Here is a 13,645-nt window from a genome sequence, read left to right as displayed (position 1 = left end):
CTGTTACACCATTTTCCCTACTACTTTTACCTTTAATCTGGTTGCATTTTCTGGATGATACGCGAGAGGTGTTTCTTCTACTTCCACTAGCTCAATGGTATCCTCAAGAGCACCTGCTAATACGGCTTGTTTCACAGCCTTGTTTTGTGCATCTTTTAAGGATTCCTCACGCGATTCTTTGGAATATATATAAATCTGCTCATATTGACCACTAATTTGTGCAATCGAGGCACCGATGGCATTCGCTACACCACCGTACTCAGATTTTACAATTGTGGAAACGCCTCGAATTTTGTCTGGTACAATAATTCCACCACCTCCTACTAAGACTAGTGACACATCCTCTGAGGAAGTTTTCATCTTATCAATCGCCTGCTCCAGTAACGAAGAAATTTCTTCTTGAACAGCTTTGGCAAAGGCTTCATCAATATGTGCAACTAACGTGCAATCGCCTACCTCTGCTAAGCCTAAACGGACAGCGATATCTGTTGTCGTTAAGGTCGAGCCACCGAAAACAAGGGCCTCCTCACTGATTTTATAGCCTACACTATCCGGCCCAACTGTAATTTTGTCACCATTCACACGAACAATACTACCCCCGCCAAGTCCGACTGAAATGATATCTGGCATCCTAAAGTTTGTCCGAATGTCCCCCACTTCAACTGCGACCGAGGATTCTCGCGGGAAACCATCCTGTAATACACCGATATCTGAAGTGGTACCTCCAACGTCCAATACCATAGTGTTTTGAATTTGTGATAAATATGATGCTCCACGGATACTATTGGTTGGTCCACAGGCAATTGTTAAAATTGGGAATTGCTTGGCGTAATCGATAGACATTAATGTACCGTCATTCTGGCATAGATAAACCTCTACATCAAAAATGCCTTCTGCTTGTAACGCCTGTATAAAGCCCTGTGTTGTTGTCTCAATCACCTTACATAATGCAGCATTCAGAATCGTAGCATTTTCACGTTCAATTAACCCGACTGAACCTATTAATGAGGAGCAGGAAATCGGGAATTCCTCACCATAGACTTCTTGAATCCATTCACGAACCTGCAATTCTTGATCATTTTTAATAGAGGAAAAGACACCAACAATTGCAATGGATTCCACTTGACTACGCCATTCCTCTAGTAGTTTTGTAATTTCCTGTTGATCAAGCGCACTTAATAATTGGCCGTCATATTCATAACCACCACGGGCAATGGCATAATGACCAGATAATTTATCAATCATATCGGCTGGCCAAGCTGTATAAGGGAGCACGGAAGCCGTCGCTGGATAACCTAGTCGAATGACACCCACCTTTGCAAGCTTTTTACGTTCCACAATGGCATTGGTGCATTGTGTTGTCCCTAACATCGCATGGGTAATTTTTGCTTTATCGATATTTGCACCCTCTAGTAATTGTTGCAGTGACTTTTCAATTCCCGTTTTAATATCTAAGCTTGTAGGTGATTTCACACTGTAAATAAGCTGGCTATTATGGTCTAAAAGGATGGCATCTGTGTTTGTTCCACCTACATCGATTCCAATCTTATACATGCTCTGCTACCTCCTTTTTCACCAATTCCTCAATTGGCGTATACTCATATTCATAGCCAAAGTATTTGGGTCCAGCTGTTTCAATACCCTTTGCTGTACGCCATTTTTCATGTGCTGGTAAGCCAATCACACGCACACGTTTACCATATTTTAAGCTCTCTGTTGTAACAGGCAATAAGGTTTCATAATCCACCAAACAAATTAAGTCTGGTGTCATGGCTATAACCTGCTCGTTTTTCTCAGCTAATAAGTTTTCATTTTGGAAATGAACCTTCATTTGATCATTTTTATAAGATTCAATACCTTCAAGATTCATTTTACCTAGGTTAAAGCCACCTTTCGTTTCACGAATAACATCCACTATTTTTCCTTGGAAAAGCTCATATCCTTCCACAAGCTTTAAAAGGCTTTGTAGCTTATCGTTCACCTCTTGATCTTTCGAGGCAATAACTTCACCGATTTTTTCAGAAAGCGTCACTATATGATGAACACCGCTTTGTTTAATTTGTGCACCCGTTGTTGGGTAGAGGCTCACTAAGGAACTAGCGCCCATTTCTACTGTTGCTGTTCGGGCGATACGCTCGGTCCATTTATTATCAATCGTTTCAAAAATACCAATATTCCCTTTTTCATCGGTGATGGCCATTGGCGTTGCTGAAATCCCATCTAAGTGGAATGTCACCATTTGTAATTCTGGAAATGCACGCCCCATGCCATCACAATCAATCAATGGTAAGCCAAGTTGTGCAGCTACTACAATAGGAATCATCGAATTGACCCCACCTGCTTCCATTGGATAGGTGCCTGCAATTTTTTCTTTACCCAAATATTGCGCGAGCTTTTGGAAAACCTTAACAAACTCACCGCCACGTGGAAATTTTTCTACCAAAACCGATGGCGCCCCCATCATTGCGGCAGGAATGAAAAAATCATCATCCGCAATTTCATCCACTGAATACAACTTTACAGGGCCATTTTTTTCGATGGCAGAAAGCGCCATTAATTTTCCAATATAGGGATCTCCTCCCCCACCTGTTCCTAGAAATGCTGCCCCAATGGCAATATGTTCAATAGCTGCTTGATCTAAATATCTCATCTATGTTCCTCCAATATGACCGTTTTTTGTACAGATACACGATACCCAACATAATAAATCACGAATGAAATAATGATGCCAATCATCGGTTGGTTTGGTAGTGCTGGCAATGCAGGGTATAAGGAGAATACCACTGGCATACAGGCAATGACAGCTCCTACTAGCCAAGAAAATACACCTAATCGATTGACCCCTTCCACTTCATGCCAGCTATCTGCTTTGCCCTTATGAATGACCCAGTAGGAAGCAATCATCACCCCTGCAACAGGCGGAATCATCGCCGATAAAATTGACATGATGGGTGTAAAATAATTTAAAATCCCCACAACGGCTAAGATTGTGCCAATTGTACCCGCCACACCTATGGCTAATCGTTCTTTGTTTTTCGCAACATCAAATACATTAATTAAGGCAATTCCACCTGAAATTGCATTGACCAAGTTGGTTTTCCATGTTGCTAAAATCAGACCCACTCCACCAATAAAGGGTGTTGCGATATGCAGAAAGACTGCTGTAATATCACTTGTTTGATAGGCAATCGTTAAGACAGCTCCCACAGCAATCATTAGCACTCCTGCGGGAATAATCCCTAATGTAGCGGCTTTGAAAACGTCTGAACGTTTTTTGGAAAATTGCGAATAATCACCCGCTATAACAGCCCCTAATGCAAAGGACCCAATCGTTACAGCTAAACCATCCATAAAGCTCATATTGCCCTGTGGCTGATAATCGCGAATGAGCTGTAGTTGCTCACCTGTTAATATTTGGCCTAAACCGTACAGGCAAATGATGACGAGCAATGGTACGGCGATATAGCTTAAAATACGCAACACCTTCATCCCATAAAGTGCGGATACGACCATGACCATACCACTAATGAAGGAAGCGATTGGAATGGGTATATTCAAATGATAGATTGCTAATAAATTTGCTAAGGCTACGCCACACACATTGGCCTGAATGCCAAACCACCCTAAGCAAGCAATAGCTAAGATAATGGATAATATTGTACGAGAGCCCTTTTTACCAAACACCTGTCCTGCTATATGGACAGTGGGCTTTCCTAAATCACTGCTTTGCATGCCTTGCAAGATCATGATGATCACGACAATAGCATAGCCTACAAAAGCAACAGCCAGTGCCTTTGATAAACTCATATTGGTAATCAGTGCGTTACCGACTAATAAACTGGGAATACAAATCATGGCACCAGCCCAAATAATGCCTAAGCTATACCAAGATTGACCTTTATTTTCATTTTGCATGTGACTCCCTCCTTATTTGGTGATGGATTAATGTTTTTAATTATAGAAGATAGGTAAGAGTTGAGTCTTTTGCGCAAATGAAAAAAATAATCTGAAATTTTGTCATTTTGAACAAAATTTCAGATTATTCTAATCATTAATTAATCGATATAGCATGCAAGCCATATAGGCATCATAAAATTCCGAATACACGGTAACATCTGTGCCAATCAGCTCACTAATTTTTTTGATGCGGTATTTCACCGTGTTTTTATGGATATAGAGGAGCTCTGCACAGCGCTCCACACTAGCATTTGCATCTAATAAAAAGGTTATCAATGTCTGCAAGGAATCATGGTCACGTAAAATCGGTTCAATTACAGACAAATATTCTTCAATCATTTCTTCGCCCTGCTTACTGACATCGATTGCCCTTTTCATGGAGCGCACTTCCGCTGCAGTAAACAATTTCCGCATCGGATAGATCGTATGGGCTTTGTCCCCCACCTGATTGACCAATTGATACATTTGACGAACAGACTTTGTATTTCTCATTTTAGGTGCATAAACAATTTCTGCGATTTGGGCATCATACTGAGTCGTTTCACTATATTCAATGGCAATTTCAAACTCATGATGCTTATAAAAGCAATTGCCTACCAGTACAATCATACAATGGTCAATGCATTGGATGACTCTTGTTTGATAATATTTGGACAGTTGCTCTTCTAATTCATCGCGAATTCTTTTTTCTTCTGCTAACTCATGGATGTAGACAAGCCACATCATTTGAATCGCGGAAACATCAATATGAAGGAGATTGGCTAATCTTCTCATTTTCTCCCCCTCATCATTGATAATAGCTTTAACTAAGGCATATTCACTAACCTCATCATGCTTGTCTCCCCATAAATTTATAGCTACTTGCACAACCTCACTTACTTTTTCAATTGTCTTAGCAGGTAATTTTGTATTTTCTTTAATCAGAAATAAAAATAGCGGCTCACCATTTTTTTGGTGTACTCTTTTATAGTCTACGACACAGGCGACATCACTTCTTAGTAGCTCAAGCTTGCCTGCTTCTCTCTGAAAATTGGATTGGGAGCATTGTTCAATGACATTCGCTACATCTAATGATGAATTTCGTGGCCACATCACTTGGTTCACAATCTCAAAATGACTATTAGTGAGCACAATATTAGCCTTCAAACGATCTGAAAGCATTTTTAGTGTAATTTCAACACTTCTTAAATGCTCAGGTAGTAACGATACTTTTTCTAATGTCTCTTTGACAAAATGATCATTAACGCCTTGATTACTAACAATCGCTTCCATAACCTCATAAATAACCTCGTTATAGCGCAGTGAATAATCATTTCGCGGCATACAAATGATAATAAAGCCTTGCGCCTCCGCTAACGCAAGCACTTCCTGTGGAATATCAGGCAATACAATGCCGACATAATATAAAATAAGCCCCAGCTCTCCTAAATCATGTAAATGCTGAATCGTTTCACATTGCTGCTCCACACTATCTCGAATGGAGTAAAAAGAGCTAATGACAAGCTCCTCTGCATACCATTCCTCCTGTACACGGTTAATAATTTTCGAATAAAAATCAACATTCGATACCTCTAATACAGATAGAGATGATACGGTACGATGCAGATTATCTCGCCCTGTTAACACCTCTGCCCCTCGAAAAGATGGCAATTGTAATAATTCATTGACCGTTACCCCATGTTCCACCACCACTTTTCTTTACAACTCTTTTGAAGAAGAATACCATATCCCCTACTATCTTTCAAAATACAGTTTCTCTCTATTTTAACTGGTAGCTTGTTAGTGTTAAAATAGTAATTAAATGGATAAGATGAGAGAGGAAAATGAGGATGTCTAATCAGACAAAAAAAGAGACAACCGTTGGTACAAAAATCCGACATAGTCTACAGGCAGATTGTCAAAGCTGTTTTGGCTTGTGCTGTACCGCTTTAAATATTTTGGCTTCTAGTGATTTTGCGATCAATAAACCAGCAGGCACGCCATGTCCTAATTTGCAGGATAACTATAGCTGTCACATACATAGTCAGCTACGAGAGACTGGTTTTAAGGGCTGTACCGTTTTTGATTGCCTAGGCGCAGGTCAACAGGTTTCACAGGTGACATTTCATGGACAGGATTGGCGACAATCTCGTGAGCATGCGGACAAGATGTTTCATGTTTTTCCCATTATGGAACAGCTTTACGAAATGATTGCGTATGTGGCGGAGGCTTTGTCCTATCAGGTGGATAATATGCTTTATGAACAGCTTCTTGCTCAATTGAAGCACTTACAGCAGATCATAGCTCAGGATGCAGATACATTATTAGCCTTGGATATGGTAGCTAGTCGTATGCCGATCAATGCACTATTGCTCCAAACTAGCGAACAAATTCGCCAGCACAGTGTGAAGGGAAAGGCTTCTAGAAACTTGAATCAACGTGGGGCTGATTGGATGGGCAAAAATTTAAAAGGCAAGGATTTACGAGCGACTGATCTAAGGGGGAGTTATTTAATCGCAGCAAATCTTCAAGATGCGAATTTACAAGGAGTAGATTTCATCGGAGCTGATTTACGAGATGCCAATTTACGCGGTGCTGATCTTTCAACAAGTCTGTTTCTAACCCAAATGCAAATCAACGCCGCGCAAGGGGATCGTTCGACTAAATTACCTTCTTACATAAAACGACCTGCTCATTGGCAATAAAAAAGGTAGATGGCGTTTTACGCTCATCTACCTTTTTCTTTAGGCTTGTTTCTTTTTATAGAGCACAGTAGTCGCCACTAACAAGAGTAAAATAGACTGCCCTATGATTGTTTCCACTGTTGGATAGAAGCCAATCAAGCTAATAACAGGTAAGCCATCAACAATCGTTGTGGACAGATTATCTGTCAGCTGCAAAGTATGCAGACTGACCCCAATAATTTTAAAGGCTAGCACGTAAATTAAAATGGTTGCTACTGCGAAAAATTTGTGAATTGGAATTTTACCACTTGCTTTAAATAACACGACTGCAAGTACAGCCAGAATGAGTAGTGCAACCACAATCCCAAGAATAAACTGTGACGTTTCCATTTTTGGTGCAATCCCCGCATAAAAGACAAGCGTTTCTGCACCTTCACGGAAGACCGATAAAAAGCTAATCATAGCCATCGCAAAAATAGAGCCACTCGAAATGGCATTACCCATTTGTTTGGAAATATAGCGATTCCAGCTGACCACGCTTGATTTGCTATGTAGCCAGATACCAACACCGATCATCATCGCTGCAGCAACTAGCCCTACATACCCTTCCATTAACTCGCGATTCGTATCAATTGTTGCCGAATTTAAAATCGTCGACATAAGAATGGCTGCAATAGCAGACAATAGAACGCCGACAAACGCGCCGACATAAATCCATTTGCGCATCTTGTTCTGCCCTGATTTATTGAGGAATGACACTAAGGCTAAAATAATCAGTAATGCCTCTAGCCCTTCGCGTAATAAAATTAACGCAGCGTCCCAAATTGTGTAATCGGAATCCCCTTGAATCAGTTCAATCTCAGTGCGGAATGTATTTAATTGTTTGGTAATTGCTTGCTGATCGACGTTGGATTTTAATAGATCACTCGCGATCATCGGCATATCACTTTCAATTTTCGTATAAAGACTACTATTACGTGTGGAGATTTCAATTTCTACACTTGGCCAAATGGTAATAAACTCACGTATTTTATTTGAAGCTGCCTGGTAATCACCTGCATCCAGAAAATCATTGGCCTCATCTATATAGGCAATTAATGTAGCTAAAGAATACTCTCCCTCTACCACGTCGGCTGTTTCTTTGCCAGCTACAAAATCCTCAATCGTTTGCTTTAAATCATCGAATTGAGATTGCATAAGCGCTACATCAGGCTCCTCAGCAGAAATAGAGATACGAAGAAATGCCATTTGTGTTTCGATTTGCCCGTACATTGCGATACTTTGTTCACGCACAGGTCGCTCATTTTTATTCCATTTACTATTAAAATCTTTGTAGGCTTCATCAATGGCCTGAATATCACCACTTGCTAATGCTTTTTCAAAGTCTGCCATGATCGGCTTAAATTTTTGCCCAAATTCTGCTCGCTGTGCCGCTTCATCCACTGGATTTTCAAGCTTTTCTAATGCACGCAATGCATTCGATAGTGCTGATAGCGCCTCTAAACGCTCATCCTTGGACGTTGCCTCAGTAGCCTGTGCAAGGATTTCATCCACCTTTGCTTTTGCCTCTTTCTGCTCTGAAGATACTTTAGCCCAATCAACAGCAAATTGTTCAAGTGCCTGCTTGGCCTCCGCCTCTTTATCCTGCTTTGTATTCATCAGTGCATCACTAATCGCAATATAGAGATGACTATAGGATTGCGCAGCTTGTACAGGTAAAGCTAAAGTCAGCATAAGGACAATCACGATACTACAGCGCGTTAAAAAGTGCTTCACCTAAATAACTCCCCTTTTGTACACCAGGGAAGCAAGCAAACACGGCACTGCCTCGATGGGTAATGTACTCATTCATTTTATCCATACGCCCTAAGCTATTTTGGATGGTTGTAAATTGGGCTGGGTCCTTTTGAAAAGAGATAAAGATTAGCCCTGCATCATGTGTCCCTGTATTTGACATCACGCCTGATGCATAGGAATAAGAGCGTCGCAAAATACGCGCACCTGATTTCCGCGCCAAATGGACATGTGATGTATCAGGCATAATATAATTGCCCTTATCATCCTTTGCCTCTACATCAAAATCATCGAATTCCTTTGTTTTGCCAAAAGGTGCCCCACTATCGCGGTAACGGCCAAATGTTGCCTCTTGATCTTTCAATGATGTACGATCCCACGTTTCAAGATGCATTTGAACCTTACGCGCAATTAAATAAGAGCCGCCCTTTAGCCAGCCTTTATCCACCCACACGACCTCCTTTAAGTCTTTTTCATCGGTAATAGCTGGGTTTACCGTACCATCCTTGAAGGCGAAGAGGTTTCGTGGTGTCCCTCCACTAGCTGGAAACGAGTTAAAGCCCGCCTGTGACCATTTTATTTCTACTTTACCTGAAGCAGCTCGTACTAAATTACGAACTGCATGGAAGGCCACCTGCGGATCATCTGCACAAGCCTGAATACACAAATCACCACCTGTGTATTCTTTTTGAAGCTGATCTTTAGGGAAATGTGGTAAATCCTTTAGCTCCGCTGGTTTTAAATGCTGGATGCCCAGTTTATCGAATAATGAAGGTCCGACACCAATGGTAATGGATAGATTAGATGCATCTAAGCCCTCTGCCTCTCCAGTATCCCCAGTTGGCACTCTTGTATTTGTCGATACATCGACCATGACTTCACCGTTCATTAAACGCACAACAAGGGGTGTCCATTGCTGGAACAACGCTTGTAGTTCCTTCTTTGATGTCACTAATACATCTAAAGAAGCAAAATAAATATTCGTCTGTACAGGTGTCACAATACCTGACTGATGCTTGCCATAGAAATTGACCTTATTGCTAGCCGTCGTGCTATCTGCTACTGGCTCAAAGACATCATAGCCCATTGCTTTCATGACACCACCCAAGCCAGAGGCACCGATGGCAACACCTGCCACACCGATACCTGTTAGCTTTAACATATCACGTCTAGAAATTTTTTTATTTATAAATTTTTCCTCATTTGACGTTGTCATTGTTTATGTTCACTCCAAAATGATACCCATTTGACTTAATGGTTCTCCAAGCTGATTCACCGCTGCTGCTAGTGCTTTTGTGTTTTCCTCCGTTAATTCTTCGTAAGATATATAGCCACCATCAGCCGTTGCATGCTGTGCTAATAAATCGTCCACTGCTTTGAATTTTTCATCAAGTGTTGCCACTAATGTAGAATCTTTTGCTTCTAATTTTGAGCGTAAAATCTCAAAGATTTTTTCTGCGCCTTCAATATTCGCTTTAAAATCATAAAGGTCTGTATGAGAGTAAATTTCTTCCTCACCTGTAATTTTAGATGTTGATACTTCATTTAATAAATCTACTGCACCTGTAATCATTAAGTCAGGTGTCACTTCCACTGTTTGCACAAGTGCATGCAATTCCTTCGCATCTGCAAGAAGCTGATCTGCTACAGCCTCATAACCTTTTGTTGTATTTTCTTCCCAAAGAGCATACTCAAGCTTATGGTAGCCTGACCATTCTTCCTCACCCTTACCTTCTTCTTGAATATCTGCTAAACGTCCATCGATGCGAGGGTCAAGATCACCGAAGCTTTCCGCAATTGGCTCAGAGCGTTCAAAATACATACGTGCTGGCGCATACGCTGCCTTTGCCCCTTCAATATCGCCTGCTTTGAATAGGTTCACAAATTTCTCTGTATCTAGTAAAAATTGATCCATTTGCTCTAACGCAAATTGTTGATAGGCTGATAATTCAGAAGATAAATCCACCTCTTTTGTAGCTTGCTCCGCCTGTTCTGTTGCTGGCTTATCTTCTTTTTTTACTTCTTCTGTATTGCCACAGCCAGCCATTAAAATGCCTCCTGCTACTAATACCGACAAAAATGATTTGTTTTTCATACTTCGTACCTACTTCCGAATTTGTTTTATATTGTGATGATAATGATTATCATCATCCATTGCAACATATATTTTTGTAAATAGAAAAAAACGTCATTTTTCAGTTATTCTTTACGAACAACTAGAAAAAAGACGTTTTTTCTACAATATAATGATTCTAATCTACAAAATTTTTGCTTGTTTCAAATTTTTATATTTTCCATGTAAAAGGTAATAAAGCACAATCGACACTATAATAACAAAGACCATCGAAAAGAAAATCGAGCTGTAGCCCATAGAAGGTACAAATAAGCCTAAGAAATAAGGCCCGACACCTAAGCCTAAATCATAAAAAATAAAATACGTAGATGTCGCAAGGCCTAAACGCTCATTTGGTGTTACTTTGATGGCAATTGCCTGTGCCACCGAGTTGAAGTTTCCATAGCCAATCCCGATACAAGCGGCAGCGATTAAAAAGGCAATCGTAGTGGTTGCTGAGCTAAAGGCATACATACCTATTGCAAACAACACTAAGCATGGATAGATAATTATATTCGCCCCTCTTGTATCAAGCAATTTCCCTGTAAATGGACGTGTAGCCAAAATGACAATGGCATAGATAATAAAGAAGTAGCTACCTGCTGATACTAAATCAAGCTCCTTTGCATAAAACGTCATAAACGACATCACACCTGAATAAGCAAAGCCAATCACAAGTGCCACAAAGGCAATCGGTACTGCACGCATTTCAATAAAGTTCGTCACTTTAAAGCCTGCCTTTACAGCTGTATCCTTCGCTTTTTTCGGTGCATCTGGCACGGTCACAATGTAATACATAAAGAAACAAATAATCGCTAACACAGAATCAACTGCAAAAATCATACGATAATCTGCAAATAGCTGTGTTAATAATATGCCAACAAATGGGCCAATGGCTGTGGCTAAAATGGCGCTTAAGCTATAATAACCAATCCCTTCGCCACGACGCTCAGCTGGTAAAATTTGTGCAATAATGGTACCTGTTGCTGTACTTGCAATCCCTAGTGCAATCCCCTGTACTAAACGATTGATCATCAGCAGCGGTAAATTGCCTGCTATAAAATAAGACATTGTTGATAACATAAATAATAATAGTCCACAAAATAATGTTTTTTTGCTACCCCAGTCTCCAATAATACGCCCTGTCCCAAGACGACCTAATAGTGTCCCGATAATAAAAATACTCGATACAAGCCCCGCTGTACTTGTAGCGGCATTAAAATGCTCCACCGCATATGCTGCAATCGTAACCATTAATAAATAAAAGATTAACGTAATGGTAAAATTAATAAGTGAGACAATTAAAAAATCTTTTGTCCATAGTTTCTTTCTGGCTGCTTCCACGTTACTCTCTCCTATTGATTAATATTCATACAAATTCTTGCTAAAACCTGTGTCGCAATGTCAATATCTTGCTTTGGCACGCCTGCCAAAGCCTGCTCAAAAAACGGATTTAGATGCGACTTTATTTCCTGCACAAGCTCTTCCCCATGCTTTGATAGGTGTACCAGCTTTTCACGCTTATCCTTGCCCGTCATCGTTTCCACATAGCCTAGCTCCACAAGTTTATGTACAAGCTTCGTGACACTTGGCTTCTCTATAGACATGAAATTCGCGATATCAACAAATGAATGTGGACCCTTATCATTCAAGAAACGAAGCACTGCCCACTGCGAGCTATATAACTGATAGGGTTCAAGCTGCACATTCAGCTGGTTAATAAACGGCCGATACATTAAGCGGTACTGATTAAAAAATTCCTGTTCAATTGTCACACTATCACTTCCTTTTATATTAGTTAGCCTAGCTAACTATATACCTAAAAACTCTATTTGTCTAGTAGGAAATAAGCGAAACACCGCTCTTGGGGGTGTGTACTGCTAGAGTGGGATAATTGCTGAGTGGTATCCTTCACTTTTATTGCTCTATCCGCTACTTTCCTTATTCTATCCGTCACTTTCAGCATTTTATCCACCTACACGAAGCGTATCCTCCACTTTCTCTGTTCTATCCGCTACTTTCTTTGTTCTATCCGTCACTTTCAGCATTCTATCCACCTACTTCAAGCACCCTAACCCACTACAACACTAAAAGCTACAATTCAGACCGCTTGAATTGTAGCTCTTAGTTCGTTATTCCTTAATCCAATATTTCCGATGCTTTTTGACACCCTCCGCTTTCAATGGGAGTTGTTGCAACAACTTGTATGCTAAATCGGGAGAGTCAATGCCAAAGAATTCGCGGAAGCTTCGATTGGTCAGCTGCTGCCCGATTAGTAACCTGTAGTCCTCTAATGTTCGAAGCAATGCATCATCATCCACCAATCCACAGCTTGGGCACGTCCATTTGTTATAGTGATATGATAATCGCTGCCCATTAACACATTGTGGACATAGCACACCTTTCACTATTTCCTTGAGCGGCACCTCTACCTCTTTTTTCAACTTTGTGTGCAGGGATAATAGAAGGTTGACTAATTGTAAAAGATCAACTCTTTCCCTAGGTTGATAATGCTCCATCCATTTTTGTAAATAAAATCGTAACCCTGCCACATGAAAGATAGGCAGCCCCTCAAATCCCTTTGTCAAAATACCATTTCTCGTTGCCAATACCACCGCATGCAAAACTGGTAAATCGATGCGTTCCCTCTGTAATAGCTTCTTCATCCATACTACATGCCGGTCTAGCTGAAGAAATGGATCTGTCATGCCTTCGACCTTATCATCTGCGGTCGTACGTGTTAATTGAGCGAACGAAGCATCGTATGAAAGTTTGCCTGTAATATTTTTGATTTCTAGGATGAGTAAAAAGTGAGGACAGAGAAAGATGGTGTCCATTTGATGGGTAGAACCGAAGTCATTCATTGTTTGAAAGTCATGAAGAAAATAGTGATGGATTGGTAAGTCTAGTTCAAGCCATTTTGCATCAACGAGCTGTTCACCAGCGAGTCCTGCTTGTAGGCGCCTTAAATGCTCACAATATAATGTGTATTTACTATGGGAAATAGGAAGTCTTTGTACAAGTGCCTCTAGCATCTTTTGTGTCTCTGATGTTTGACGTTCTAATAAAATCATCTAATCACCTCCTGCCATGATTATATAAAAAAAGAACCTCAAAG

The 13,645-nt window shown here is 40.5% G+C and carries 11 protein-coding genes; 1 reads left to right on the top strand and 10 read right to left on the bottom strand.

Going from position 1 to position 13,645, the window contains the following annotated elements; genetic code table 11:
- Nucleotides 1–3: 3 nt before the first annotated feature.
- From PSR12_RS08810 to PSR12_RS08795, 4 genes are all read right to left on the bottom strand, one after another.
- Entirely contained in the window at nucleotides 4–1,554 is a 1,551-nt protein-coding gene (locus PSR12_RS08810) for a hydantoinase/oxoprolinase N-terminal domain-containing protein (protein ID WP_221680850.1), read from the bottom strand.
- The gene (locus tag PSR12_RS08805; protein WP_221680849.1) at nucleotides 1,547–2,650 is read right to left on the bottom strand and encodes an S-methyl thiohydantoin desulfurase family protein; all 1,104 of its coding nucleotides are present in this window, start codon (nucleotides 2,648–2,650) and stop codon (nucleotides 1,547–1,549) included. Before PSR12_RS08805 ends, PSR12_RS08810 begins: the two co-directional genes overlap by 8 nt.
- Complete coding sequence (locus PSR12_RS08800) at nucleotides 2,647–3,915, bottom strand: cytosine permease (protein ID WP_274772705.1); 1,269 nt, start codon at nucleotides 3,913–3,915, stop codon at nucleotides 2,647–2,649. The genes PSR12_RS08805 and PSR12_RS08800 overlap by 4 nt, the downstream gene beginning before the upstream one ends.
- 129 nt (nucleotides 3,916–4,044) lie before the next feature.
- Entirely contained in the window at nucleotides 4,045–5,649 is a 1,605-nt protein-coding gene (locus tag PSR12_RS08795; RefSeq protein WP_221680847.1) for a PucR family transcriptional regulator, read from the bottom strand.
- A 137-nt stretch (nucleotides 5,650–5,786) separates the two neighbouring features.
- On the opposite strand from PSR12_RS08795, the gene PSR12_RS08790 reads away from it, so the two are divergent.
- Nucleotides 5,787–6,641, top strand: a complete 855-nt coding sequence (locus PSR12_RS08790) for a pentapeptide repeat-containing protein (protein ID WP_263082430.1) — start codon at nucleotides 5,787–5,789, stop codon at nucleotides 6,639–6,641.
- 39 nt (nucleotides 6,642–6,680) lie between these two features.
- Here PSR12_RS08790 and PSR12_RS08785 read toward each other — a convergent pair whose 3' ends face one another.
- The 6 genes from PSR12_RS08785 to PSR12_RS08760 all read right to left on the bottom strand — a co-directional run bounded on the left by PSR12_RS08785 (nucleotide 6,681) and on the right by PSR12_RS08760 (nucleotide 13,601).
- The gene (locus tag PSR12_RS08785) at nucleotides 6,681–8,396 is read right to left on the bottom strand and encodes an FTR1 family iron permease (RefSeq protein WP_274772704.1); all 1,716 of its coding nucleotides are present in this window, start codon (nucleotides 8,394–8,396) and stop codon (nucleotides 6,681–6,683) included.
- Nucleotides 8,371–9,630: an iron uptake transporter deferrochelatase/peroxidase subunit gene (efeB, locus tag PSR12_RS08780; protein ID WP_274772702.1), complete on the bottom strand. Its 1,260-nt coding sequence runs from the start codon at nucleotides 9,628–9,630 to the stop codon at nucleotides 8,371–8,373. Before efeB ends, PSR12_RS08785 begins: the two co-directional genes overlap by 26 nt.
- Nucleotides 9,631–9,639: 9 nt before the next feature.
- On the bottom strand, nucleotides 9,640–10,509 hold the full coding sequence (gene efeO, locus PSR12_RS08775) for an iron uptake system protein EfeO (protein ID WP_274772700.1): 870 nt from the start codon (nucleotides 10,507–10,509) through the stop codon (nucleotides 9,640–9,642).
- A gap of 162 nt (nucleotides 10,510–10,671) precedes the next feature.
- On the bottom strand, nucleotides 10,672–11,871 hold the full coding sequence (locus PSR12_RS08770) for an MFS transporter (protein WP_274772698.1): 1,200 nt from the start codon (nucleotides 11,869–11,871) through the stop codon (nucleotides 10,672–10,674).
- 11 nt (nucleotides 11,872–11,882) lie between these two features.
- Nucleotides 11,883–12,302 carry a MarR family winged helix-turn-helix transcriptional regulator gene (locus PSR12_RS08765; protein ID WP_112117833.1) on the bottom strand — a complete coding sequence of 140 codons (420 nt, stop codon included), beginning with the start codon at nucleotides 12,300–12,302 and terminating at the stop codon, nucleotides 11,883–11,885.
- Between the two features lie 357 nt (nucleotides 12,303–12,659).
- Nucleotides 12,660–13,601, bottom strand: coding sequence for a nuclease-related domain-containing protein (locus PSR12_RS08760; RefSeq protein ID WP_274772695.1), 942 nt, complete (start codon nucleotides 13,599–13,601; stop codon nucleotides 12,660–12,662).
- Between the last annotated feature and the right edge of the window lie 44 nt (nucleotides 13,602–13,645).

The sequence above is a fragment of the Lysinibacillus sp. G01H genome, from assembly GCF_028872195.1.
Lineage (GTDB): Bacteria > Bacillota > Bacilli > Bacillales_A > Planococcaceae > Lysinibacillus > Lysinibacillus capsici.
Note: the sequence above shows the minus strand (reverse complement) of the source record. Positions and strands in the feature narration are given on the sequence as shown.